Origin of the sequence: Thauera sp. AutoDN2, assembly GCF_051280715.1 — a bacterium.
Classification (GTDB): Bacteria; Pseudomonadota; Gammaproteobacteria; order Burkholderiales; family Rhodocyclaceae; genus Thauera.
Genome location: NZ_JBNCAR010000005.1, coordinates 17,402 through 41,829 on the forward strand (window position 1 = coordinate 17,402; position 24,428 = coordinate 41,829).

Consider the following 24,428-nt stretch of genomic DNA (forward strand, 5'->3'; position numbering starts at 1 on the left):
CCGGCAACGCCAGCGAACATGCGGCCAGCGTGCGGCACATGGCGACGGCCGTCCGTTGGGAATCGGCAATGCGCTGGCACCGCGTTCCGCGAAAAAGAAGAGCCCCGACGTGGGGGCTCGAATGGGTTGCGGGTTACTCGTCGTCGTAGAGCGTCAGCCCGTCCAGCACGGGCGCGTCGGCATCGAACACCAACATGCGAACGTCGGCGAGCGCAGCCAGGTGCAACACTTCCACGAGGGACTCCGGCACGCCCTTGGCCCGGTGCTCCTGCCGCAGCTCTTCGGCGGTGATGCCCTCGACATGCTGCAGGTTCGCATCCGTCCAGGGCGTGGCGATCAGCTTCACGCCGACCGCCGGGCTGTAGTGAATGCGGAAGGCGACGAACAGAAAACCGCTCGGCGTGGCGATGTCCGCCAGTTCGCCGAGGAAGCGGCCGGCTTCCTCGGTGATGTGCGCCGAACTGATTTCCCAAGCACGGCTGTAGAACCCGGTCTCGAAGCGCAGGCGGCGTACCACCTCGCGCGCGGCTTCCTCGGAGTAGGTGTCGCCGACGTGCAGCGGCTTGCCGGCTTCTTCGGCCATGACGGCGTAGACGAGGTTTCGGGCGATGCCGTGGCTGGGACACTGCGCGTCCAGCTCGGGCGGCACGTTCTGGCCTTCCGTGATCAGCGCGAAGTCGTCGCAGAAGACGCAGGCATGGCGCTCGACCTGGCTGTCCGGCAGGTGCGACTGCGAGACGTGCAGCGCCAGATAGCTCAGCGGGCAGTCGTCGTCGTAGGAAATCGCCAGCAGCCGCTGCACGGACAGGCCATCGTAGCCGCGGACGAAGGGGTTTTTGGAATGGGACATGGGATTCCTCCAGCAGAGGATGGCCGAGGCAATCCCCTGCCGGGGATTGAACCCCAGCGAGTGGATGAAGTGGCAGCCGGTCAGCCGGCCGCGGCGTCGGGCCGCCCTGGTGGCGGGCGGTGCAGATCAGTGGAAGATGCTGATTCGGGACATGGCCGCTCCTGCGAAAAGAAGGAGGGACATGGCCCCGAACGGGGACGCATGTCCCTCGTGGGGTGGGATGAAAGGACGGTGGGTTGCCAGGCGCGGCTCACCAGCCGTTGTAGTGCAGCGTGAGGTCGGCGATGACCTGGCGCCGTTCCAGATCGAGACCGCCGAAGTCGGACAGCCCCTCGAAGCCGCAACGCTTGAGCATCGCACCGCCCTCACGGGAGTTGTAGAAGCTCACCATCGCGGACAGGAACATGCGTTGACCGCTGCTCAGCACGCCCAGGGCGTCGTTGAGCATCAGCATGTTGGGCCGCAGGTCCCACTTGGTGGTGGCACGCTGCAGACCTTCGTGTGTGCCGTCGCCGAACCACTCGTGGCCGGCGATCTGCGCGCCGCGCTTCCATGCCTCGAAGAAGGCCTGCGGTGCAGCGTCGAAGTGCGCCTGTTCCAGCGCCATCTGATCGAGCACGTCTTCGGGTAAAGACAGATTCATGAGAGAACTCCTTGAAGGGTGGGAATCAGGGGTGAGCGCGCTGTGTCCAGGCATGGGTATCCAGGGCGCGCTGTGCTGCGAGGTGGGTCGGGAAATACTCGACGGACTCCCGCGATACCGGGCCTTCGTCGTCTTGCGTGCCGATGTAGTGGCCGGCCGCGCTGCGCAGCACCTGTAGCGGCAAACGCTTGCCGGTCCAGGCCAGCGCCAGCGCTCCACTGCGCACTGCGGTTGCAGAGGAAGATGCAGAAGGTTCAGACATGCCGTGCTCCTTGGTGGGTCGAGGAGCACGCATCCCGTAGAGGATGGAGTTCCCCTCGGGTGGTTGAGAAAAGTGCATCGTCGCCAGGCCGGCGAGCGTCCGCGGTGGGCGATGCGAAGCGGACTGGATCGGTCAACGCGGCGAACCGCGTTGCAGTCTTGAAGACCGGGACTGCCAGGGCATGCCGCTGACGACTGTCAGCAACGCATGGCGTGAGGATGGGCGCGAAGCATGGCTGCCGTCGCAGGGAAAACCGAATCGCGGACGGCCCGCTTTAGGGCAGCCCCGCGTCACGGGACAAGGCAAGGACCAGGGCGCCGAAGGCCACGCGGGCCTTCGGCTGGTGAGGAAGGAAAACCACCTGTGGGCTGCGTCAGCGCGGGCCGTCGTCAAAGCCGTTCGCTGCGTCAGCAATCGCACCCGGCCCGTTTCGTGGCTGGGGCCGGAAACCTCTGGCGTGCATCCACACACAAAGGGAGCCCGTTGTTCCGCCGGCGGGCACCGGCACGGAATACCCTCGGCCCAAGGGGCCTCCTCACGGCTCGCGCGGCGGCAAGGCGTCAGGAAGCCCCTCGTGACCGAGGCAAGGCACACCGATCAAGGGAATGGCGGCGGGCGCGATTCGTGGAGCAATGACCTTCTCGCCCCGTCGCCCGATGGCGGGCAGACGGGGCGCGCACACCGTTGCAGAAGGAGACGCGCGCTTTGGAGTCCCGCGCGGTGCGGGACGTTTGCCTCGCCGCCAGTGAAGTGGCCGGCGCGGCAAGGAGGAAGCGAGGATCAGGACGCCTTGGAGGCAGCGCGCCGGCCCGTCGGGGACTCGATCGGCAACATGCCCTTGCAGTCCGGGTAGCGCGAGCAGGACCAGAACGCGCCGCTCTTGCCCGTGCGCTGCTGCATCGGTGCGCCGCACTGCGGGCAGGCCGGCGCCGGCGGCAGCTTGAGCGAGAGCGTCGCGCCGCGGTACTGCTGCACGAGCTGGCCGACCCACACGGACTGCTTCTCGATGAAGGTGTCCAGCGCCATCTGGCCGGCCTCGATCATGTCGAGCGCCTGCTCCCACACCGCCGTGGTGCCGGGGTCGGCGATGGCCGAGGGCACCGCGTCGATGAGCGTGAATGCCGCGTCGGAAGCGCGGACGGCGCGGCCTTTCTTGACCAGGTAGCCGCGACCGATCAGACCGTTGATGATGTTGGCGCGTGTCGCCTCGGTGCCGATGCCGGTGGTATCTCGCAGCTTCTGTTTCAGGCGCGGGTCGGTCACGAACTTGGCGACGGTCTTCATGGCCTTGATCAGCTCGCCCTGTGTGTAGGGTTTGGGCGGCAGCGTCTTCAGCGCCTTGAGATCCACCTTTCCGACCGGGCAGGACAGGCCCGCATGCAGGGCGGGCAGCACCTGGCTGCGCTGCGCATCCTCGCCATCGGCATCGTCCGGCCCCGGCGTCGCCAGCACCTCACGCCAGCCGATGACGGCAATCTGCTTGCCCACGGCCGCCAGCGACTGACTGCCGCACGAGAACTGCGCTACCGTCCGGTCGAACTCATGGTGCGGGAGGAACTGCGCGAGGTAATGAGCGCGGATCAGCCGGTAGACGGCCAGTTCCTTCTCGTTCATGGCCGACAGGTTGGCGGGCTCCAGCGTCGGGATGATGCCGTGGTGAGCCGACACCTTGCCGTCGTTCCATGCACGCGAGCGCTGTTGGCGATCCAGGCGCTCGATCAGCGGCCGCAGGCTGGGGTCGGTCTTGACCAGGCTGTCGAGTACGGTCGGTACCTCGGCCAGCATGCTCTCGGGCAGGTAGCCCGAATCCGAGCGCGGATACGTTGTCGCCTTGTGCGTCTCGTACAGCGCCTGGGCAATGTCCAGCGTCTCCTGCACGTCGAGGCCCAACTGCTTGGAGCACACCTCCTGCAGCGTTCCCAGGTCGAACGGCAGCGGCGGCCCTTCGCGAACGCGCTCGGCTTCGACCGACAGCACCTGGGCGAAGCCGGCCGTGCGCAGGCGCTCGGCGGCCTGCAGCGCCACCGCCTGTTGCAGGCAACGGCCCGCATCGTCGGTGCTGCCTTGCGGCGGCGTCCAGCTTGCGACGAAGGACTGGCCTGCATGCGAAAGCGCAACCTCGATGGCCCAGAACGGTACGCTGACGAAGCGCGCGATCTCGCGATCACGATCGACGACCAACTTCAGCGTCGGCGTCTGCACGCGCCCCACCGACAGCACGCCGGCATAGCCGGCCTTGCGCCCCAGCAGTGTGAACAAGCGGCTCAGGTTCATTCCGATCAGCCAGTCGGCGCGTGATCGGGCGAGTGCGGAGAAATACAGCGGCAGCGTCTCGGCGGACGGCTTGAGCGCACCCAGCGCTTTGCGGATCGACGCATCGTTGAGCGCCGACAGCCACAGGCGCTGAATCGGCCCGCGGTAGCCGCATAGGTCGATGATCTCGCGGGCGATCATCTCGCCCTCGCGGTCGGCGTCGGTCGCAATCACCAGCTCGCCCGCCTTGGCGATGAGCTGCTGCACCACCTTGAATTGCGCTGCGGTCGCCGCCTTGGGCTCGACACGCCAACGCTCAGGAAGAATGGGCAGTTGCTCGATGGCCCAGCGCTTGTATTGCTCGCCGTAGCCTTCGGGCGGAACCGCCTCCACCAGATGACCGATGCACCAGGTCACGACGACACCCGCGCCGCTGTAGCAGCCGTTGCCGCGTTGGCCGGCGCCCAGCACACGGGCGATGTCCTTGCCCTGGGACGGCTTCTCGCACAGGAACACGCGCATGAAGCCTCCTTGAAAATGTGCGGTTCATCGGATGGGCGTCAGCTTGGCGGGGCCAGGAGATGCCGGCAGCAAGGAAGCCGATTGATGCAGACACCGCTTTGTGATCGGCAGGCGGTCCGTTGCCGGAGCGGTGCGCATAGACCGCAGGAGCCGGCACAGCAAGAGCGTCGTTTCGGGAGGGCGGCTGGAACTCTGTGAACGACCTTGGAGCTATCCCCTGGGGATAGCTCGCTGGTGCATCGCGGGCGTATGACGGTTGCTACAGCCGCCCTCGGGGGAACGGCGATGGGCGAATTACTGTCCGCCGGCGGGCTTGGCGCTGAGCGCCACCGACTCGATGCGGTACGGCAGGATGCCCACGCGCCGCGCCTCGACCTTGAACGTCACCCGCTCGTTCTCGTCGGCGTCCTCCCATTCGTCGCGCACGGTGCGGCCCTCGACCAGCACCCGCATGCCTTTCTGGTACAGCGTCTTCCAGTGCTCGGCGTCGCGGTGCCACAGCTCCACGGGCGCCCAGAAGCCGCCGCGATCTTCGTACTCGCCGTCCTTCTTCGGGATCGGGTTGTCGAAGTAGACGTTCAGGCGAAGCAGCCGGCGTGGCTCGTCGTTGCCGTTCGGAAATTCGCGGTAGTCCGGCGCAGAACCGATGTTGCCCTCGCCGACGAAGTGCGTGCTCATGGTGACTCCTTGGTGGTGGGTGGAACGGACGCGGTATGCCCGTGGACGCGCCGCAGGTAAGCCGCTTCGGCCTGCGCGGCCTTGTTGGCGCATTCCATGGCTTGGCGAGCGATGCTGTGGGTCAGGCTGATCTGCATGTTCAGCACGATGCGCTGCAGTTCGATCGCGTACAGCTCGTCGATCAGCGAGGCCGGCGTCGCGGGGTTGGCCAGCAGGGCCTCCCACAAAGCCACGCCCATGGAGGAACGGTCGAGGTTGCGCCAGCGCAGGAAGGTCGTCCCTGCGCCAGTGGCCTGCTGGGCCAGTTGCACGTCGAGCAGACTGAATGGATAGGCGCGCGCCTGGGGCAGCACGCGCCGCTGCGCCAGGCCAATCACGTCGTCGCGCAGCGCTGCGCACCGGCTGGCCCAGGTCTCCAGACTCCCCTTACCCTTAAAAGGCTGTAAAAGGCCTTTTAGGTAGCCTGCGTGTTCCAGCCGCTGGAAGTCCGCCTGTTCCAGCGCCACGAAGCGCGTGGAGTGGCTGATAGGGGGCGATGCTGTCATGCGCCAGCACCCTCATCGCCCGCCGCACCATCGGCTGTGCCATCTGTGTGAGCCGGCGCATCGGGCTCGATGGCGGGCGCTGCAGGCGGCGTGCCGGGCTTGGTCGTCCGCCGCGCGATCGGTGGCGCGAAGCGCGAGCGGCGCGTGCCTTCCAGCACGTCCTGCGGCAACTCGCCGAACTTCTCCAGCGCCGCTCGCGCCGCCGCGTTCTTCGCCGCGAAGTCGTCGCGCGTCGTGCCCGAGTAGCGGTACTGCTGGGCCAGCGAGAACAGGCTGCGCAGCGCGTGCGCGCCATCGTTCAGCCAGCGCTCCAAGGTGCTGCGGTCGATCAGCGCCGTGTGGTGCGCCAGGATGAGTTTGCGTGCCAGGTCGTCGTAGTCGGCCAGCAGATACACCGCCATGAAGCCGAGCTGGGCGTTCACGAACAGCGGCAGCTTCACCGGCTGCACGTTCATGTTCTCGCCCAGGGACAGCGCCGCTGGCACGTCGGCCAAGGCCTGATCCACCTGTTCGCGCAGGGTCTGCAGACGGGTCTTGGTGTCGGCGAGCTTGTCCTCGATCCGCAGCATCCACCAGTCCGAGTACGGGTCGTCCTGCTCGGCGCCGCGCTTCATCTTGTTCATGGCGCCGATGAAGCCGTTGAGACCGATGATGCCTGGGCGCCCCTCGGTCGGCGCGCGGCCGTGCCAGATGCGCGAAGCGTGGTGCGTGTGCAGCGTCAGCGACATCGCGCTGCGCAGCGATCCGAGATTCAGTTGCAGGGGTTCTGTGCGTTCGTTGGCCATGGGAGCGACTCGCGGTGAATTGGCGAGTCGCCAGCATCGGCATCGGCCGGAAGGCTGTCAGTCAACAAACCGCAGCCCATGCGCGCCCGGTTTGTTCCGCGCGGAAGGCTGTGTGTGCCGGCTATCCCCTGGGGATAGCTCGGCGGATGTGTTCGCGGCTCGCGCGGAGGTGAGACCGCGTTGCGGGGCTATGCTTCGCGAGGTCTGTACCAGGCGGCCCGTTGCCCCTCCACCTCACGGTAGCGAAGCTCGAACAGGCGGCACTCGTGCACCACCTGCCGCCAACTGCTGCAGCCGTACTTGGCTGGAAGCTGCTCGGGATGCCGGTCCGCGATCCAGCGGCCAGCGGCGACAATGGGTGTCCAGCCCTCGACGGCCAACTGCGCAGCGGCCTCGCGCAGCGCACGAACGATGCCGGCGGCCGACCAGTCCACCGTGCCGTCCGGCGCGATGCCATTGACCACCAGGTCGTGGAACACGTCCGACTGGACGAATTCCGCTGCCAGGCGCCGCGCCTGATCCATGTGCTCGGCCCAGCCGCGCAGCTGCTCGAAGTGTTGATCGACGCGCGTGTAGGCGGAACCGAGTTCGTCCTGTGCAGCGCGACACCCGTCCACGGTCCATAGATCGTGCTGGTCGATGAAGTGGTGCACCAGTGTGTTGCGCAGCGATACCAGGTCTTTGAGGTCGGCCTGGGTCTTGGCGTAGTCCTGCGCAGACAGGCTCAGTTGCACGCGCGTGCGAAAGGAAACCACGTCGCCGGGAAGATCGTCGTCGCGTTCCTCGCCACCATTTCCATCGGTGACGACATACGAACCAAACAGTTGTCCGACCAACGTGCCCAGGGTCTTGGTCGCGGCATCTTCAATCCGCGCTGCGCGAATGGACTCCAGCGAATGCGCCGGGCCTGAAATCTCGTGGTGGGCCACGATGGCTTTCATGAGGCGCTCGTATTGTTGAAGGCGCAACAGGCATCTGCCCAGCAAGCGCTGAACGTCTCGCTGTAGTGGTTGCAGTGCGTTTGTGGCGGGGGAAGTCGTCATGTCCATCGTCGGCCGGGCTCGGGCGTGGCTGTCCTCGTCTGATTTACAGGCGACAGTTTCGCCTGTCATTCGGCGGTCGACAATCGAGCGCGGCGGAAAGATGTCTGTTCCAGCTATCCCCTGGGGATAGTCAACATCAGCGATCACGCAAGGCTTCTCGGAGCTGAGCCAGGTAGGCTCGTGCGACCTCGGGGTCAGCCGCACGGGATGCCGGCGGTGACGAGGGCGCAGGTGACGGGGGCGCTGGCGGCGTCGATGCACTTTCTCCGGCCCACGCCTTGAACTCTCCGCGGATCGCCTTCTGGATGATGCCAAACAGGTAGCCGGCCGGGTTGCGCACCGCGCTGTTGTGGCAGCGTGCCGCCCACTCGTCGAGAACGGCCTGCCGCTGCGCTTCGTCCACCTGCTGCAGGGCCACCAGCGCGCCGGCCTGCTGCTCATCCTTCAAGCGCAGGAAACGCTCGGGCAGCCGCAGGTTCTGCAAGGCCCTCACGCGCGGTACTGTACGTACTTCATTTATACGATCATTACGTACTGTACGGTCCTCCTTCGGAATCCGAAGAGAGCCGTCCGGCGCGGGTTTCGGCCCTGCTTCGGATTCCGAAGACGGGCGCGCAGCATTCCGAAGAAGGGCTTCCTGGCCTTCTTCGGATTCGTGGTCGGCACCCTCCTGTGGATAACCTGGCGTCGTCCAGCCATGCCGCGCCATGCGCTGCGCCAGCACCTGCAAGCGGGTCGGCAGCGTGCGGCCGCTGAGCAGCGGGTCTTCGGCAATCTCCTTGAGCGTGTTCATGCCCACGATCTGTACCGCCTTGGCGGCATGGGTCAGCGCCTGGCTGACCAGGCCGAGGTAGTCGGCATCGAGCTGCATCGCCTCGAAGGGCGACAGCGGTTCGTCGTGCAGCACGTAGAGGTTGCCTTGAATGCGGCCGGTCTTCGGGTCGCGCCGTCGTCGCACCAGGCTCAGCCAGCGCGTCAGCCGCAACAGCGTCAGGGCGCGCGCCACGGTCTCGTGCGAGGCTTGTGCTGCGCAGGGCATCGAGGCCAAGTAGGGGCGCAATTGGTCGTAGGTGGGAAAGGCGGTCACGCCGTCGTCGTTGAGCTGCAGGCGGAACACCTGCCAGGCGTTTCGCTCCAGCGGGGTCAGGCGCCGGTCGAGGAACAGTCGGCGCGGCACGCTCTCATGGCGGTTGCCGCTGTAGAGGAAACCGTCGGCGGCCGGCGCTGTTCCCTGCGCCGGCTGCAGGTGCTGCAGGGCCTCGTCGAAGAGCGCGGACAGCGCAACGGGGCCTTCGCGCCGTGGTGCGCCGCCCGTGGTCATGGCCTACACCAGCCCCTGGTCGATCCAGTTGCGTATCGCCGCCCACACCACCGACATCGGCAGGCTCAGCGCCTCGGCCAGGTCCATGGTCAGCGCCAGCATCGCCATGTCGTCGGTCAGGGCGATATGGCGCTCGGTAACGCCGGCCTTCCAGCGCTCCCACAAGGCCACGTCCTGCGCCTCGTCGAGCACCGGATGCCGGCCCTTGCGCTTGGGCAGCCCGAGGATGTCGCGGCGCAGCGCCACTTCCTGATGCGTGAGGCCGTAGAACTTGCTGACCATCTCCGTGCTCGCCCCCAGGCGCAGCATGCGGTCCACCGTGGCGATCTCCCGCTCCACGTCGTGCACCTGGCTCAGCAGCCGCTTCAACACCTCCCGGTTCACCGACACCGAACACCACGACACCGTGGCATTCACCAGCATGCTCACGAGTTCGGGGTGCTTCAGCGCATCCAGCTCCTCCTCGCCGAAGCCCATGGCCTTGCAGCGGCGCAACTGGCCGTTGCGCAGGTCATGCAGGGCCTGGGCGATCACGGCCTGGTTGAGCGGGTGCGGTGCCGACATGCGGGAGCCTCCTGCGCTCAGGCTTCCTGGCCCGCTTCGCCGGCTTGCAGGTCCAGCAGCCGGCGCGCCAGGCGCAGCAGACGGAACAGCTTCACCAGCGCAGCATCGCTCAGGCGTGTGGCCGAGCCGCCATGGCCATGGAGCAGCGCCGCCAGCTCGTCGGCGAGCCGCGCGCGGTCCAATCCGTTCGCGGCGGGCGGCGCCGCACTCAGCGCATGCAGCAGGGTCAGCACCGCCCGCGCGAACGCCGGCAGCGCCCTCGCCTGGCCCACGGCCGGCGCCACGCAGACGAAGCCGATGCCGCCGTCGCTGGCCTCGATGTGGTCGGCTACCGCTGCGTCCCCGGCGATCTCGCGCGCGAATTGCGCGATGTGCACGCGCAGGCGATCCGGCGCGTCCAGCCCCGGCTCGATGTACCAGACATCCGAGATGGGATAGAGCCCGCCAGCCTGCACGGGGATCGCACGCAGCGCGTCGGCCTCGAAGTCGGGCAGCTTGTCGCCGAGCTGGTCCGCGACCATCCGTTGGATGGACTGCAGGCGCTCGGTGGTCGGTGCCGGCGTCACGATGTGCCCTTGCAGACGCTCGTCGCGTTGCCCGTGCTGTTCCTCCGGCGCTTCGAGCGATGCAGGCAGTGTCGCTGCTGGCGCCGGAGGCGCGACCGGCGTGGTGTCGCGCGGCACAGACGAGGCGCGTGGCTGCCGAGGCGCGGAGACCGGCGAGGGCGGTGCCGCAGGCACGACAGGCGCCGCCGGTTCGCTGGTCAGCGCACGCTGGCGGCTTTCGCTGTCGTTGATCTCCAGCGCCAGCGTGTCGTAGTCCGCCTCCAGCAGCTCGGCCATCTGGCCCACGAGCTCGTCCTGCACCCGCTGCGGCGAGAAGTCGTCCGGCTGAGTGTCGAACTGCGTCAGCACGTCCTGAAACAAGGTGGCGAAGTCCACGGCCACGGTGCGGCCCAGCGCACGCCGTTGCCAGGTGCGCTCGCACGCCTTGCGCAGCACCGCGAGCCGGTCCACCTGATGCCGGCCCAATCCGCTGTATAACAGCGTCGGGATCGCCGGCAGCAGATAGCGCACCGCATCGTTCATGCGGCTGATGTGTGACTGCGGCACCGGATAGCCGTCGGCAGTCAGTCGCCGCGCGAGTTCGCTCTGCGACAGCGCCTGGCCGTTTTCCTGCTCGTAGAACTCGCGCGCCTTCTCGATGCCCAACGCCCGCTCGATGAAGGTCAGCCCGCCGCGCAGCTCGTTCTCGGCCAGATGCCCGGTCAGCGCCACGATTTCGCCGCGCGCCGGCCACGGGCGGAACAGGCACGCAATGCGGAAGAAGCGCTCCTCCTTGGTCTCGCTCCACAACTCGCGCAGGATCGCCAGCCGCGTGTTGCCGCCGTTGCGAATGATGTAGTGCGCCTCGCCCGGCCTGCGCGTGATCGCAGGGGGCGCGTCCAACCCGCGTTCGCGGATGGACGCCTTGATCTCCGCATAGGCCGGGTTGCGTGTCACGCGCGGGTCGTGGTCGTAGGGCCGCAACTGGTCCAGCGTCACCACCATCGGCGTGTCGGCGATGGGGTCGCTCAAGGTCGCGGCCGAAGGGCCGCTGCGCTCGAAGCCGGTGGCCAACAGCTTGGCAGCCATGTCCTGCGGCGTCAGCTCAGCCACGGCCGTTCTCCTGCGCCTGCCGGTCGGCGCGGCGAAGTTGCGCGCGGGCATTGCGGTCAGCACGGTGGTCGCTCGCCGTCGAGCTGGTGTAGATCGACGCGCAGCCTTGCTTCGTGAATTTCAGGTGCCCGCCGGACGTGCGCACCACGCGCCAGCCTTCGCCCAGCGCGAACTCGATCAGCGCGCGCAGCCGTTCGCGGCCGCGCGCCAGTTCATGCGCGCTCGCCATGGCCGGCCCCTCCCGCATCGGCCCGGCCGGTGACCAGCGCGAAGCGCTCCCGCCACGTGGGGAACAGCTCGCCGGCCAGCGTGCGCATGGTCTCCAGCGCCGCGGGCGCCGTGCGCCCCGCCGGCTGCCGGTACTCCACCCGGTGCACCGGCAATCCTCGTGTCGCAGCGCGCGGATAGGCTTCGATGGCCGGCACGTCGGTGCCCAGCACCTGCACGCCGGCCTGTTCCTGGAACACCTGTCGCAGCGCCTGCTGGACCAGCCGCGCGTTCGACGACACCGGATGCACACGATTGATGAGCAGGCGCAGCGGTGGCGGCTCGATGCCCAGGTGCCGATACGGCGCGATGTCCTCGATCAGTTGCAGGGTGCCGCGGCGCAGTTCGCGCGCGGCCAGAATCTCCGGCGTCACCGGCGACAGTGCCAGGTCGGACGCCAGCACCGCCATCTCCAGCAGCACACTGCGCGCGCCCTGCGTGTCGATCAACACCAAGTCATAGTGCGTGCGGAAGACGGGAAGCAAATGGCGCAGTCGCAGGCGCCCATCCGGTGCGTGCAGCAGCAGCGTGTTCAGTTCGCCGCGGTCGTCGTTGGAGAGCACCAGGTCCAGGCCCGCGATCGCGGTGCGCGACACCAGTTGCTCGATGCGCCGCTCGTTGAAGGCCAGCATCTCGTAGATGCCGCCGGGCGCGCGCACGTCCAGCGTGAAGTAGCTCGACAGCGTGGGCTGCACGTCCAGGTCCAGCAGCAGCACGCGCAGCCCGGCATCGGCGATGAAGCCGCCCAGGTTGGCCGCCGTCGTGGTCTTGCCCACGCCGCCCTTGGTCGAAATGATGGACACCACCTGCATGGGCTTCTCCTCGTCGAATGGCATGAACCGAGAAGAAGCGTCAGGCGCGTTCTTTGAGGCGATCGGCGATCCACTGTTCGATCTCCACCGAGTCCCAGCCCACCGCGCGCACGCCCAGGCGCAGCGCCTTGGGGAACTTGCCTTCCTTCATCAGGCTGTAGATGTGCGCGCGCTTGAAGCCGGTCTTGGCTTCGACCTCGGCGCGGCGCAGGATGCGGTGCTCGGGCGGCAAGGCCGGCGCGATGGTCTGCGAAGACATGAGAGGCACTCCTTGACGCTCGATGGCGTTGTTCAGAAAGTGCCTCGCATTCCATATGCTGCTGCTGCGAGATTCACTGCAACTGCAGAACACACAACTGCAATTGCAGTCTGCTGTTACAGGCTCAGCGCGATGCCTCCAGGTGGCGACGCGCCTGTGCCAGCTTGCTCCACAGCGTTCGCTCGCTGATGCCGGGCCGCCCTTCATGGTGGGCCAGTAGTGCACTGATCACCGCATCCATGTTGCGGAAGGACGAGTAGGCAGAGCCCGCGGGGGACTTGCCCAACAGCAATGTCAGCAGGCCGCCAATGATATTCAGGTAAGTCGATTCGCTGCGCAGGCCCGGTTCACTCGTATCGCCCTCACGAATGCTAATGGCATGCTCCTTCGCCAACGCTTCGTGCTGTGCCTTCAGCGCCGCATGTAGTTGTGCGAGTTCGGCAAGCTGCAGCTTGGCGGCCTCGCGATCGGCCAGCAACACGTTCAGCATGGCGACGCTCACCGCAGGATGCAGTTCGCGCTCGATGCCGTCGAACAGGAACGGAGGCCGCTCGCCGGGGTAGTAATGCGACATCCACGCCTTCAGGTCGACGTGGCGCACGATCAACGCAGGATCGTCGAGTGCGGGGCGCTGAGGTTCCTGCGCCATGCCTGCCTTGCCGTAAGACAGTTCATCGTGTGCCAGTGCGTCGAAGATGCGCTCGGAGAAAAGGCGCAGCAAGGGCCAGCGCGGAAAGTCGTTCGGCTCAGGCATGGCACGTGGCCCGAGCGTTTCCAGAATCCGCGGCTCAAAGCGCAACAGACCCGCCCAACGGACGGCCGCCTCGATCGGGCGGTAGTAGATCCTGGCGCCAAAGGCAAGGCAACTCGATTTCTCCATGTCGCGCGTCCCATCGTCGGATCGAACTGCGGCAGACGCGCACAGCCCAAGTGGGCGAGGCGATTGCCCAGAAATCCGGATGAAGCGCAGGGCCGGCCGGCATCGTGGAAGGAGGCGTTGCATCGGCGCTGACGGCCGGCCAAGGGCAAACTACATCTTGCTACGCTTGACACTCCTCAACCATAATGCGGGCGCTTTGTCTTTGGACCGGCACGCGGCTAGGTGATCGCGCAACCCTGGAATCAAGCAAGGGTGCCGCGCTTTACCCGAAACCTGGTCAAAGTTTTCCGTAGGAATTCCAACGGCGTAAAGTGCCAATGCGTCAACAGGATGAGCCGGTTTGCAACCAGCAAAAGCTCATGCGTTCCGCGTCAGTGAAATGACCGCGGCGGCGAGCCCGCAGGCGGGTGCTGGAGTACGGAAGGGCGCAGCAATTGCGTCGAAACTGGAATCAGTACAGCGCATGAGCCATGCAGATCGGGTCAGCCGCAAGGCCAAAAATGAATCGCGCAATCCGAGAAAACTAGCCGCGCACCTTCCGATAGATCCGCGTCAGATCGCGCGTGATGTGCTTGCGTCCTGATGACATACACGTTCGGCGCGTTCGATGAACCGCTGCAACGGCTCCGTCATGCCACCCTCGGTTCGTAACAGATAGGTGGTTATCGATGCGCTCTGACCGGCCAACGGGCGGACAACAACATCCACCGGCTGGCAAGTTGCCAAGTGCGCGGCAGTGGAAAAACCTAGCCCGTACCCTGCGGCCACCAGCGTCAGCATCAGCCCGTGAGAAGCGGCATACTCGGCCACAATCGGTTGGACATCGACAGAGCGGAACAGTCGTTCGCTCTGCTGATCGCAACCTTGGCATGCCCGTGGATCACAAAGTACCAGCGGATAGCTCACCACTTCCTGCAACGGCACTTCCTTGAAGGCTACAAGCGGGTGCCGTGCGGGCAGGATCACTACCAAGGGGTCGGCCCACAACGGCTGAGCAATGATCCCGTCCTCCACTTCATTGACCATTGCAAAGCCGGCGTCAAACAGATCCGCGTTCAGCCCCTGCACGAGTTCGGTCAGCGGTACTTCGGAGAGCCGGATGTTTACCTGCGGCGACTCTTCGCGACACAGCGCAAGCAGTGCTGATAGCCTCGCCCGCCCCATGTCTCTCGACAGCGCGATGCGCAAAATGCCCTGAAAACCGGAGGCAGCAGCCTTCGCGCTGGCCACTGCCTGCTCAACGCTCAACATGACGCGGCGGGCATCCTCCAGGAAGACTCGCCCTGCCCAGGTCAGGGTTGCGCCCCGCGGCGTGCGACTGAGCAACGTCACGCCTAGAGTTGTCTCCAACTTGCGGATCGTGCGTGATAGAGGAGATTGTTCTATGTGCAGCCGCCGAGCGGCTCGGCCGAAGTGCAGTTCCTCGGCTACAGCAATGAAGCAGCGAAGATGACGTAAATTCATGCGCAGTCCCTCGTGACATGACCAGTCCTTATGATCGTAGAGAGCTGCATGGGTGCGGAGAAGAGACCGGCATGTCTTGCAGCACCTGCCATCGCCGGCTCGCTGCACGCGGGCGTAGTGTCCGGATTTATTGCAGCGCTGCTAGAACGCGGGCGGCGGTCATGGCTAGAGGTTGTCGAGACTAGAGCACTTGCGCCAAAGCGCCTCGCTTTGGTCTTCGGTGGCCGCAGCGACCCGCGGAAGTGGAGTTCGCCACGCGAGCGGGGTTAACCGGTTAACCGGTGCAGTTGATTTCCAGGACGAGGGCCGCTTCAGACAGTGGCAGGCGCTGGCGAGTAGCGCATATGCTTCTCATGGTGATCAGCGACACAATGCACGCAGCACGTTCGCCAGCTTCTTGACGGCTATCTCCAGTTCGTGAGGTGCATGGGCGGCGAACCCCATGAGGAAACCGGCCTTGTGCCGGTTTGACGCATGCAGCGCCGTTAGCCCCAGCAGGTCAATGCCGGCCCGGCGTGCCGATTCCACGGCCTCGCGCTCAGGGATGTCGCGGATGAACACGCAGGGCATCTGCATGCCCCCGGCCGGCACCCGTGGTTCCACGAAGTCGGCCAAGTGCTTGCGCACCAGGCGTGCCAGCATGTCGCGCCGTTCGGCATAGACTGCGCGCATGGTGCGTACATGGGCGCCGAAGTGGCCACCTTGGATGAAGCGCGCCAGCGTGAGTTGCGGAATCGGCGCGCTGTGTCCATCCAGCAGGGTGCGGGCCACGGTCATGGGCGCCACCAGCGGCGGCGGCAGCACCATATAGCCGATGCGCAGGCCGGGAAACAGCGATTTCGTGAAGGTGCCGATGTAGATCGTTCGTTCGTGCGGGTCGAGCCCCTGCACGCAGGCCGTGGGTTTGCCTTCGTAATGGAACTCGCTGTCGTAGTCGTCTTCGATGATCCAGTTGCGGTGCCGCCTGGCCCATTCGATGACGGCCAGCCGCCGATCCAGTGCCATTGTCGCTCCGGTCGGGAACTGGTGCGATGGCGTCAGGGACACCGCCGTGGCCCTTTCATCGGGCGTTGCCGCCACTTGGCCCAGGTGTTCCACCCGCAGGCCGTCTTCATCCAGCGGTACGGGTACGCATTCCAGCCCGGCGGCTTCAAACGCCTTGCGCGCGCCGTGGTACGCGGGGTCTTCGATAAAGATCCGGTCGCCGGCATCGAGCAGCACCGTGGCGCATAGAGTCATGGCCTGCTGGGAACTGGTCAACACCAGCACGCGCTCGGGCGTGGCGCGCGCGCCACGTTCGAGATTGACGTAATCGGCGATTGCGCGCCGCAACGGCTCCATGCCCTGCGGCGGGCTGTGCAGCAGCGCCAGAGTGCCGTATTCCTTCAACACCTGCCGCTCCAGCCGCTCCCAGATCTGGAGCGGAAAGCTACGCGTTTCCGGCACGCCGGGGGCGAACGGGCGCGGCATCAGGAAGTCGCGCACGCCGCCGCTCTGGAACATGGCGCTGCCGCGCTGGCTAAGGCGCAGTGTTGCCTTGCGATCCCCCGCGCGCTGCACCTTGCCACCTCCCGGCAGGTGCTGCGCGCGCTCCGACACGAAGCTGCCGCTGCCCACGCGCCGATCGATAAAGCCTTCCGCATGCAACTGGCTGTAGGCCGACTCGACCGTATCGCGGGAAACCCCCAGTGACCTCGCCAAGGTGCGTGAGGCGGGCAATGGTCTGCCGACATCGAGCACGCCGTCGAGGATTAGTTGCCGGATGGCCCGCTGGATGCGCGCATGCAGGGGCAAGGCGCCATGCGCAGGGTCGCCGATCCATGCTTTGACGGATTCAAGTTGGGCGTGCTTGAACAATTGGTCTGGATCTCTTTTAAAAATTGGCGGGGAATCCCAAGCCATTTTAAAGCTATAAATACGTTTCACAACCCGCTCCCCCCTTTGTCAGGAGTCGCCGTCAGGTCATGTCATCAGTCCCTTCACCTTCATCCATTCGCTGGAACGATCTCACCCATCCTGTCGTGGCCGGTCTGATCTCAGTCATCGTTAACTACGGGGGTACCTTCATTCTGGTGTTCCAGGCCGCCAGGGTGGCCGGCCTCAGCCCGGAGTTGACGGCCTCATGGGTGTGGTCGATTTCCATCGGCGTGGGCGTGACGGGGATCATCCTGAGCTGGATTTCCCGTGAGCCGATCATCACCGCCTGGTCCACGCCGGCAGCGGCGTTTCTGGTCACGGCACTGGCGACAACGCCCTATGCCGAAGCAGCGGGTGCCTACCTGATCTCGGCGGCCGCCTTCGTGGTGCTGGGGCTGTCGGGTTGGTTCGAGCGCGTCATCCGCCTGATCCCGCCGGGCGTGGCGGCCGGGCTGCTGGCCGGCATCCTGCTCCAGTTCGGCATCGGGGCCTTCGGCGGCATGAGCATCGACCCGCTGCTGGCGGGGCTGCTGATTGTTGCCTACGTGGTGTTCAAGCGATTCTCCGCCCGCTATGCGGTGGTGGGCATCCTGGTGCTGGGGCTGGCCGTTCTGCTGATTCAGGATCGCGTCGATCTGTCGGGGCTGACCCTGAAGCTGGCCGCGCCGATCTTCACCATGCCCGCGTTTTCGCTCAACGCCTTGCTGAGCGTCGCGTTGCCTTTGTTCCTGATTACCCTGACCGGCCAGTACATGCCTGGCATGCTGGTGCTGCGCAATGACGGCTTCAGAACCAGCGCCAACCCCATCGTGACGGTTACCGGGCTCGGTTCCCTGCTGATGGCGCCATTTGGTTCGCATGCCTTCAACATCGCCGCGATCACGGCCGCCATCTGCACCGGCCGCGAGGCGCACGAGGACCCGTCCAAACGCTGGATCGCCGGCATTGCCGCAGGCGTGTTCTACATTTTGGTCGGTGTGTTTGGGGTGACGCTGGCGGCGGTCTTCATGGCCTTCCCGACGACCTTCATCACCACCCTGGCAGGGCTGGCGCTGCTGGGCACTATCGGCGGCAGCCTCGCCGGTGCGATGGCCGATCCCAAGGCCCGTGAAGCCTCGCTGATCACCTTTCTGGCGGCCGCCGCCAACATCACCCTACTGGGCATCGGCGGTGCGTTCTGGGGGCTCGTGATCGGGCTGGTGGCCTATGCGGTGCTGCATGGCCGGCTGCCGCAGCGGACGCCGAAATCCGCTATTGCGCCAACGCCGGTCAACCAGGAGGCGGGTTGATGTCAGTGCCTTCCGACACACTGACCCGTCACGACAAGCACGGCCGTTACCCCGAGGCCACGACGGTCGAGGAGTTCCAGCGCAACCTGGCTGCGGTACAGGCGCGCATCAGGGCCGCCTGTCACCGCGTCGGCCGCGATTTCGCAACGGTACGTTTGCTGCCCGTTAGCAAGACCAAACCCGAGGCCAGCCTGCGCATGGCCCATGCGGCGGATTGCCGGATGCTCGGCGAAAACAAGGTGCAGGAGGCTTACCGCAAATGGGAAGCCATGCAGGATCTGACCGATCTGCGCTGGTCGATCATTGGCCACCTGCAATCCAACAAGGCCAAGTTGGTTGCGCGCTTCGCCGCCGAGTTCCAGGCGTTGGACAGCCTGCGCGTGGCCGAGGCGCTGGACCGCCGTCTGCAAGTCGAAGGGCGCTCGCTGGATGTGTTCGTGCAGGTCAACACCTCCGGTGAGGCCAGCAAGTACGGCCTGGCTCCCGAGGACGTGCCGGCCTTCATCCAGAAGCTGCCTGCGTTCACGGCGCTGCGCGTGCGCGGGCTGATGACGCTGGCACTGTTCTCCAGCGAGGCCGAACGGGTGCGCCAATGCTTCGTACTGCTGCGCACCCTGCGCGACCGGCTGCGGCAGAGCACGCACTTCTGCGGGCTGGACGAATTGTCGATGGGCATGTCTGGCGATTTCGAGATCGCCGTCGAGGAAGGCGCCACGGTGGTGCGCATCGGCCAGGCCATCTTCGGCGCACGCCCCCTGCCGGACAGCCATTACTGGCCCGGTGAAACCAGCACAGAGGAACCATAACCATGAAAACCGCCATTGCCATCCGCCATCTGGATTTTGAAGACCTCGGCACGTTGGAGCCGCTGCTCGCGGCACGTGGTTATGCCGTGCGCCATCTGGGTGCCGCCACCGATGACTTGCGCACAGAGGATACGGCAACGGCTGAAGCGGCTGCGCAGATGGAACCGGCGACATGAGGCAGAAGCCGATCTACGACCAACCCGACCTTGAAGGCTTCTTCGGCCGCTTCGGCGGGAGCTTCATCAGCGAGACGCTGGCGCAGGCTGTCGAGGAACTGCACGCGGCCTATCGGCGCTACCGCGACGATCCCGCCTTCATCGCCGAGTTCGAGGAAGAACTGGCCGATTACGTCGGCCGCCCCTCGCCGATGTATTACGCCCGGCGTCTCAGTGAGGAAACGGGTGGCGCACGCATCTTCCTCAAGCGCGAAGACCTAAACCACACCGGCGCGCACAAGATCAACAACGTGATCGGCCAGGCCATGCTGGCGCGACGCATGGGCAAGCGGCGCATCATTGCCGAGACCGGTGCGGGCCAGCACGGCGTTGCTACCGCGACGATCTGCGCTCGCTACGGCCTGGAATGCGTGATCTACATGGGCAGCGAGGACATCGGGCGACAGCGCCCCAACGTCCAGCGCATGGCGCTTCTGGGCGCAACGGTGGTGCCAGTGACCTCCGGCTCGCGCACCCTGAAGGACGCCATGAACGACGCGATCCGCGATTGGGTCACCAACGTCGATTACACCTTCTACCTGATCGGCTCGGTGGCCGGCATGCACCCGTACCCAACGATGGTTCGGGACTTCCAGAGCGTGATCGGCAGGGAATGCCTGACCCAGATGCCGGCACTGTTCAAGCGCCTGGGCATGGTGAAGCAATACCCAGACGCGGTGATCGCCTGCGTCGGTGGTGGCAGCAACGCCATCGGCATCTTCCACCCGTACATCGAACACCAAGGCGTACGCCTGATCGGCGTCGAGGCGGCAGGGCTCGGGCTGGACACCGGCCGGCATGCCGCGTCGATCCAGCGCGGCAGTCCCGGCGTGCTGCACGGCAACCGCTCGCTCATCCTTCAGGACGACAACGGTCAGGTGCAGGAGACCCACAGCATCAGCGCCGGGCTGGACTACCCCGGGGTCGGACCGGAGCACGCCTGGCTGCACGAGATTGGCCGCGCCGAGTACGTCGGCGCTACCGACGACGAGGCGCTGACCGCTTTCCATCGGCTCAGCCGTGTGGAGGGCATCATTCCCGCGCTGGAGGCCAGCCACGCCGTCGCCCACGCGATCAACCTGGCGGCCACCCTGCCCAGTGAGCAGGCCATTCTGGTCAACCTGTCCGGCCGGGGCGACAAGGATATGGAGACGGTGATGGCCCAGACGAATGTCACGGGAGATCGGGCATGAACCGGCTCGACATCACCTTTTTGCATCTGCAACAGCAGGGTCGCAAGGCGCTGATTCCCTATCTCACGGCCGGCTACCCCGACGCATGCATCACCCCGGCGCTGATGCACGTGATGGTCGAAGCCGGCGCCGATGTCATCGAACTGGGCGTGCCGTTCTCCGACCCGTCGGCAGATGGCCCGACCATCCAGGCCGCCAGCGAAAACGCCCTGCGCCAGGGCATCGGCCTGCCGCAGGTGCTCGATCAGGTGCGGCGTTTCCGCGAGTCGGACACCGACACGCCGGTGGTGCTGATGGGCTATGCCAACCCCATCGAACGCTACGACCTGCTGCGCCAGCCGGGCGCCTTCGCTGCGGACGCTGCCGCCGCTGGTGTGGATGGCGTGCTGGTGGTCGATTACCCGCCGGAAGTCTCCGGTGACTTCGCCGCGCAACTGCGTTGCCATGGCATCGACCTGATCTTCCTGCTCGCGCCGACCTCCACCGAACGGCGCATCCGGCAAGTCGCCGAACGTGCTGGCGGCTATGTCTACTGCGTCTCCGTCAAGGGTGTCACCGGCACCACGGCGTTGGACATTGCTCAGGTGCGCGACACGCTGGCGCGCATCCGCCAGCACGTGCGCATTCCCGTCGGCGTCGGGTTCGGCATCCGCGATGCCGGCACGGCCAGGGAAATCGCCCAGGTGGCCGATGCCATCGTGATTGGCTCCTGGCTCATCGAAAGCCTGGCCGGCAAGCCAGGGGCCGAGGCCCTGGGAGCGGCCAGTGACCTGATCCGCGATGTGCGCCGGCAACTGGACAGGGATGTACCAGAGCAGGATCAAGCCTTCAAACCCGAATATTCCAAGTCATAAGGACGAAGCCCAATGTATGACACCTCTCTCACCCTTACCGACTTCGACCCCGAGCTGGCAGAAGCCGTCCTGCACGAAGAACGCCGCCAGGAAGATCACGTCGAACTGATCGCCTCCGAGAACTACGCCAGCCCGCTGGTGATGGCCATCCAGAACTCGGTATTCACCAACAAGTACGCCGAAGGCTACCCTGGCAAGCGTTACTACAGTGGCTGCGAGTATGTGGACGTGGCCGAGCGCCTGGCCATCGAGCGGGTCAAGTCGCTGTTCGACTGCGACTATGCCAACGTTCAACCCCATGCCGGAGCCCAGGCCAACGCGGCGGTGTTTCTGGCGCTGACCAATCCCGGCGACACCGTGATGGGCATGAACCTGGCCCAGGGCGGCCACTTGACCCACGGCAATCCGTCCAACTTCTCCGGCCGCCACTACAGGATCGTGCCCTATGGGCTCGACCCCGAGACTGGCCTGATCGACTACGACGAGATGGAGCGCATCGCGCTGGAAACCCGGCCCAAGATGCTGATCGGTGGCTTCTCCGCCTATTCGTGCCACAAGGACTGGGCGCGCATGCGCGCCATCGCCGACAAGGTGGGTGCCTTCTTCTGGGTGGACATGGCTCACGTCGCCGGGCTGGTGGCGGCGCGCGAGTATCCGGATCCGCTGCCCCACGCCCATGTGGTGACCAGCACCACCCACAAGACCCTGCGCGGCCCGCGCGGCGGTATCATCCTCGCCAAGGGGCAGGACGAGGACTTCTACAAGAAGCTCAATTCCGCGGTGTTCCCCGGCATCCAGGGCGGTCCATTGATGCACGTCATCGCCGCCAAGGCGGTGGCCTTCAAGGAAGCGCTACGGCCCGAGTTCAAGACTTATCAGCGCCAGGTGGTGACCAACGCCCGCGCAATGGCCGCGGTGCTCCAGCAGCGCGGCTACGAGATCGTCTCCGGCGGCACCGACAACCACCTGATGCTGATCGACCTGTCCGCCAAGCCCTACACCGGAAAGGACGCGGACGCCGCATTGAGCGACGCCTACATCACCGCGAACAAGAACTCGGTGCCCAACGATCCACGCTCGCCTTTTGTGACCTCGGGGTTGCGCATCGGCACGCCGGCAGTGACTACACGAGACTTTGGCGTGGCCGAGTGCGAACAACTGGCGGGCTGGGTATGCGATGTGCTGGATGCCCTGGAGGCCGGTCGCAGTGCGCTGACGACGGCTCGTGATCGGGTGCGGGAACAGGTGGTCGCTTTGTGCCGCCAGCATCCTGTGTACCAATAGCGGACGACCGGCACATGGAGCTGCGACATCTGCGTCGCTTCTTGGCCGTGGCCGAAGGGCTGCACTTCGCTCGCACTGCGGAGCGTCTGCACATGGAGCAGTCCCCCTTATCACGCAACATCAAAGAACTGGAAGAAGACTTGAGCGAACAATTGTTCGTCCGCATCTACTGGCGCAGCGTCATCCTCGCCAGCGGGCGCTACGCGATGCTCGATGACGGCTTGGGGTTCAGCCTGGTGCCGTGGAAGCCGGTGATCGAGGAGCGGTTTGGGACGGCAACTCGCTGCGACCATTCACAAAGGATCGGCTTCCTGGGAACTCGGAATTCGTCGAGGCATGTCGATTGGATAGAGGCTAATCTTCCGTCAACAGGTTTAGCCATCCCTTGCTAGCGACTTCCATAGAACTTGTCCACGAACGAGCGACGGTAACTCTGGTGGCAGGCTAGGCAGCTTTGCTGGGTCTTGGAGAAAGCCGCGATGACTGCTTGGCCGTCACTCCGCTTAGCCGCCTCACCCATGGCGGTCGCGGCGTCATGCACCTGACCATCAAGATCCCGAAACTTTCCAGCGTCTGCCCCAAGCCAGGCAAGGATGCGCATCTTTTCCGACATGGGCGGCTCGGCATGCTTGGCGATTCTTGGTGCCAACTCGGCGACCAGTGGCCAGTCTTCTTTGGAGATCGCGCCCGTGACGGCTTGCATGTCCCGGCCGAGTCTTTCCATTATGGTACGAAGCGCCATTGGCTTTGCCGCCTCTACGGACTGCGCACCGAGTGCCGTGGCAAAGGTTGCCAAGATCACGGACAGCGAGACGGTGAAGAACGATCTGGGTTTCAAGGGCTGGCTCACGAATTTCTCCATTGATGTTGTGACGAATGCTTTGGGTCTGACGAATGGTTGCAGCTGTCTTCAAAATTCGAGGCTCAGCGCGATCGATCCGAATGCGTGATGGCCCGCCTGCTGGTCGAACTCGCGGGTTCTCCAAACGCGCATCACGGCGAGCCGCACGCCACGTCCAGCAACGATCCATTGGCTGCTGATGCCGAGAGCTGCTTGCGCGACCCAAGACCGCCGGCTGACATGATGGCTATGCCGGAACATGTTTCCGTCAAGCGAGAAGTCCCAGACGACGGCTTTACCCTCCAGGTTCAGGAAGACATGTGCCCCAGGTTTGGGTGCCAGGACCGATTGCGGCGTTGTCGTGCGCAGATTGGCAACACCAGAGGGCGGGCGGTTCTCCGCGCCAGGGCGGATCGGGTAGCTGCCGAAGTCGTTCGGTATGTTCCAGCCTGCGCGAAACTCCACGCCGGTACTGGCGGCGGTTTCGATGTTTCCAACCCGCAATGCATAGCCGCCGATCACGTCGCTGCCCCATCCAGGCCGAACAGCACCCTCCGTGTACGCCTTGAACTTGCGCTCCATGGCCATCTGAAACGCCGGCTCGTTGCGCAACTGGTTGTCCCAGCCGCGAAAGCGCTCAATGCCGCGTACCCGGTGCACAAGGTCCTGAGACTGTTCGGCCAGCGACCAGGGGCCGATCACGCCGAGAGTGATCTCGCGCGTGTCAAGCATTTCACGACTCGACTCGGGTTCGTGTTTTCGCCGGTTCCACGCCAATCCCATGTAGAGCAATCCCGCGTAGGGCCGATCGTTGGGGATCAAGTCTGTTCTGGTGTAATCCTCCGGCGTGTACATGGACTGGCCGAATCTGACCACCACGTTCTGCGTATCTGCGGAATTATCCGCATCGGCCCAGAATCCGGGGTTCATGAATTGGATGAGTTGCGCGTGCAGTCGGATCGGCGCCGGGAAGCACTCGGGCCGCAACCTGCCCGGGATGTCGTGCGAAATCAGGGTGAACGCCACGCCATTCGTGTAGTTTTGGTCGGTGCCGGTAAACAGGTCGTTTTCCAGCCTTGCCGTGCCGCCGCGGAATTTGAGTGTTTGTTCCGCTGCGCAATCTCCGGCGCCAGCAGCGCCTTTATTAGCGGCTTGCGCCAGGGCCGGCGAGGGAAAGAGAACACTCATCGCCAACACCAGTGCGGTTCGTCCCAGGCCATGCC

The 24,428-nt window shown here is 65.4% G+C and carries 26 protein-coding genes; 7 read left to right on the plus strand and 19 right to left on the minus strand.

Annotation, left to right across the window (positions count from 1 at the left end; translation table 11 throughout):
* Positions 1-133: 133 nt before the first annotated feature.
* The 17 genes from ACPT9U_RS04565 to ACPT9U_RS04645 form a co-directional block, all read right to left on the minus strand.
* Positions 134-850, minus strand: a complete 717-nt coding sequence (locus ACPT9U_RS04565) for an ABC transporter substrate-binding protein (RefSeq protein WP_435750039.1) — start codon at positions 848-850, stop codon at positions 134-136.
* 250 nt (positions 851-1,100) lie between these two features.
* Positions 1,101-1,493: a hypothetical protein gene (locus tag ACPT9U_RS04570; RefSeq protein ID WP_435750040.1), complete on the minus strand. Its 393-nt coding sequence runs from the start codon at positions 1,491-1,493 to the stop codon at positions 1,101-1,103.
* A gap of 25 nt (positions 1,494-1,518) precedes the next feature.
* Positions 1,519-1,755 carry a hypothetical protein gene (locus ACPT9U_RS04575; RefSeq protein WP_010792170.1) on the minus strand — a complete coding sequence of 79 codons (237 nt, stop codon included), beginning with the start codon at positions 1,753-1,755 and terminating at the stop codon, positions 1,519-1,521.
* Between the two features lie 780 nt (positions 1,756-2,535).
* Complete coding sequence (locus ACPT9U_RS04580; RefSeq protein ID WP_435750041.1) at positions 2,536-4,530, minus strand: DNA topoisomerase III; 1,995 nt, start codon at positions 4,528-4,530, stop codon at positions 2,536-2,538.
* Positions 4,531-4,824: 294 nt separating this feature from the next.
* Positions 4,825-5,208 (minus strand): single-stranded DNA-binding protein, encoded by a 384-nt coding sequence (locus ACPT9U_RS04585; protein WP_004362284.1) that lies wholly within the window; start codon positions 5,206-5,208, stop codon positions 4,825-4,827.
* Positions 5,205-5,753 carry a DUF3158 family protein gene (locus tag ACPT9U_RS04590; protein WP_435750042.1) on the minus strand — a complete coding sequence of 183 codons (549 nt, stop codon included), beginning with the start codon at positions 5,751-5,753 and terminating at the stop codon, positions 5,205-5,207. The genes ACPT9U_RS04585 and ACPT9U_RS04590 overlap by 4 nt, the downstream gene beginning before the upstream one ends.
* A complete protein-coding gene (locus tag ACPT9U_RS04595) occupies positions 5,750-6,538 on the minus strand; it encodes a PFL_4669 family integrating conjugative element protein (protein WP_424938778.1) in 789 nt (262 codons plus the stop codon). The genes ACPT9U_RS04590 and ACPT9U_RS04595 overlap by 4 nt, the downstream gene beginning before the upstream one ends.
* Positions 6,539-6,726: 188 nt before the next feature.
* Complete coding sequence (locus ACPT9U_RS04600; protein WP_435750043.1) at positions 6,727-7,479, minus strand: OST-HTH/LOTUS domain-containing protein; 753 nt, start codon at positions 7,477-7,479, stop codon at positions 6,727-6,729.
* A 238-nt stretch (positions 7,480-7,717) separates the two neighbouring features.
* A complete protein-coding gene (locus ACPT9U_RS04605) occupies positions 7,718-8,902 on the minus strand; it encodes an STY4528 family pathogenicity island replication protein (RefSeq protein WP_435750044.1) in 1,185 nt (394 codons plus the stop codon).
* Between the two features lie 3 nt (positions 8,903-8,905).
* The gene (locus ACPT9U_RS04610; RefSeq protein WP_324569155.1) at positions 8,906-9,466 is read right to left on the minus strand and encodes a DUF2857 domain-containing protein; all 561 of its coding nucleotides are present in this window, start codon (positions 9,464-9,466) and stop codon (positions 8,906-8,908) included.
* A 17-nt stretch (positions 9,467-9,483) separates the two neighbouring features.
* On the minus strand, positions 9,484-11,124 hold the full coding sequence (locus ACPT9U_RS04615; protein ID WP_435750045.1) for a ParB family protein: 1,641 nt from the start codon (positions 11,122-11,124) through the stop codon (positions 9,484-9,486).
* Complete coding sequence (locus ACPT9U_RS04620; protein WP_012584779.1) at positions 11,117-11,353, minus strand: hypothetical protein; 237 nt, start codon at positions 11,351-11,353, stop codon at positions 11,117-11,119. The genes ACPT9U_RS04615 and ACPT9U_RS04620 overlap by 8 nt, the downstream gene beginning before the upstream one ends.
* A complete protein-coding gene (locus ACPT9U_RS04625) occupies positions 11,337-12,203 on the minus strand; it encodes a ParA family protein (protein ID WP_435750046.1) in 867 nt (288 codons plus the stop codon). Before ACPT9U_RS04625 ends, ACPT9U_RS04620 begins: the two co-directional genes overlap by 17 nt.
* Positions 12,204-12,243: 40 nt before the next feature.
* The gene (locus ACPT9U_RS04630; RefSeq protein WP_004255100.1) at positions 12,244-12,462 is read right to left on the minus strand and encodes an AlpA family transcriptional regulator; all 219 of its coding nucleotides are present in this window, start codon (positions 12,460-12,462) and stop codon (positions 12,244-12,246) included.
* A 124-nt stretch (positions 12,463-12,586) separates the two neighbouring features.
* Positions 12,587-13,342 carry a hypothetical protein gene (locus ACPT9U_RS04635; RefSeq protein WP_040435547.1) on the minus strand — a complete coding sequence of 252 codons (756 nt, stop codon included), beginning with the start codon at positions 13,340-13,342 and terminating at the stop codon, positions 12,587-12,589.
* 552 nt (positions 13,343-13,894) lie between these two features.
* Positions 13,895-14,806, minus strand: coding sequence for a LysR family transcriptional regulator (locus tag ACPT9U_RS04640; protein ID WP_435750047.1), 912 nt, complete (start codon positions 14,804-14,806; stop codon positions 13,895-13,897).
* A 360-nt stretch (positions 14,807-15,166) separates the two neighbouring features.
* On the minus strand, positions 15,167-16,732 hold the full coding sequence (locus tag ACPT9U_RS04645; RefSeq protein WP_435750049.1) for a PLP-dependent aminotransferase family protein: 1,566 nt from the start codon (positions 16,730-16,732) through the stop codon (positions 15,167-15,169).
* Positions 16,733-16,827: 95 nt separating this feature from the next.
* On the opposite strand from ACPT9U_RS04645, the gene ACPT9U_RS04650 reads away from it, so the two are divergent.
* From ACPT9U_RS04650 to ACPT9U_RS04680, 7 genes are read left to right on the plus strand one after another with little or no spacing between them, the layout of a single operon-like run.
* Positions 16,828-18,012 (plus strand): benzoate/H(+) symporter BenE family transporter, encoded by a 1,185-nt coding sequence (locus ACPT9U_RS04650; RefSeq protein ID WP_435750050.1) that lies wholly within the window; start codon positions 16,828-16,830, stop codon positions 18,010-18,012.
* Positions 18,012-18,818: a YggS family pyridoxal phosphate-dependent enzyme gene (locus ACPT9U_RS04655; protein ID WP_435750051.1), complete on the plus strand. Its 807-nt coding sequence runs from the start codon at positions 18,012-18,014 to the stop codon at positions 18,816-18,818. Before ACPT9U_RS04650 ends, ACPT9U_RS04655 begins: the two co-directional genes overlap by 1 nt.
* Positions 18,819-18,820: 2 nt before the next feature.
* Positions 18,821-18,994 carry a hypothetical protein gene (locus tag ACPT9U_RS04660; RefSeq protein WP_435750052.1) on the plus strand — a complete coding sequence of 58 codons (174 nt, stop codon included), beginning with the start codon at positions 18,821-18,823 and terminating at the stop codon, positions 18,992-18,994.
* On the plus strand, positions 18,991-20,226 hold the full coding sequence (gene trpB, locus ACPT9U_RS04665) for a tryptophan synthase subunit beta (RefSeq protein WP_435750053.1): 1,236 nt from the start codon (positions 18,991-18,993) through the stop codon (positions 20,224-20,226). The genes ACPT9U_RS04660 and trpB overlap by 4 nt, the downstream gene beginning before the upstream one ends.
* The gene (gene trpA, locus ACPT9U_RS04670) at positions 20,223-21,080 is read left to right on the plus strand and encodes a tryptophan synthase subunit alpha (protein ID WP_435750054.1); all 858 of its coding nucleotides are present in this window, start codon (positions 20,223-20,225) and stop codon (positions 21,078-21,080) included. Before trpB ends, trpA begins: the two co-directional genes overlap by 4 nt.
* 12 nt (positions 21,081-21,092) lie before the next feature.
* Positions 21,093-22,364 carry a serine hydroxymethyltransferase gene (glyA, locus tag ACPT9U_RS04675; protein ID WP_435750055.1) on the plus strand — a complete coding sequence of 424 codons (1,272 nt, stop codon included), beginning with the start codon at positions 21,093-21,095 and terminating at the stop codon, positions 22,362-22,364.
* A 14-nt stretch (positions 22,365-22,378) separates the two neighbouring features.
* Positions 22,379-22,756 (plus strand): LysR family transcriptional regulator, encoded by a 378-nt coding sequence (locus ACPT9U_RS04680; protein WP_435750056.1) that lies wholly within the window; start codon positions 22,379-22,381, stop codon positions 22,754-22,756.
* Here the strand turns inward: ACPT9U_RS04680 and ACPT9U_RS04685 are convergent.
* On the minus strand, positions 22,753-23,214 hold the full coding sequence (locus ACPT9U_RS04685) for a cytochrome c (RefSeq protein WP_435750057.1): 462 nt from the start codon (positions 23,212-23,214) through the stop codon (positions 22,753-22,755). The genes ACPT9U_RS04680 and ACPT9U_RS04685 overlap by 4 nt on opposite strands.
* A 60-nt stretch (positions 23,215-23,274) precedes the next feature.
* Complete coding sequence (locus ACPT9U_RS04690; RefSeq protein WP_435750058.1) at positions 23,275-24,393, minus strand: lipid A deacylase LpxR family protein; 1,119 nt, start codon at positions 24,391-24,393, stop codon at positions 23,275-23,277.
* Between the last annotated feature and the right edge of the window lie 35 nt (positions 24,394-24,428).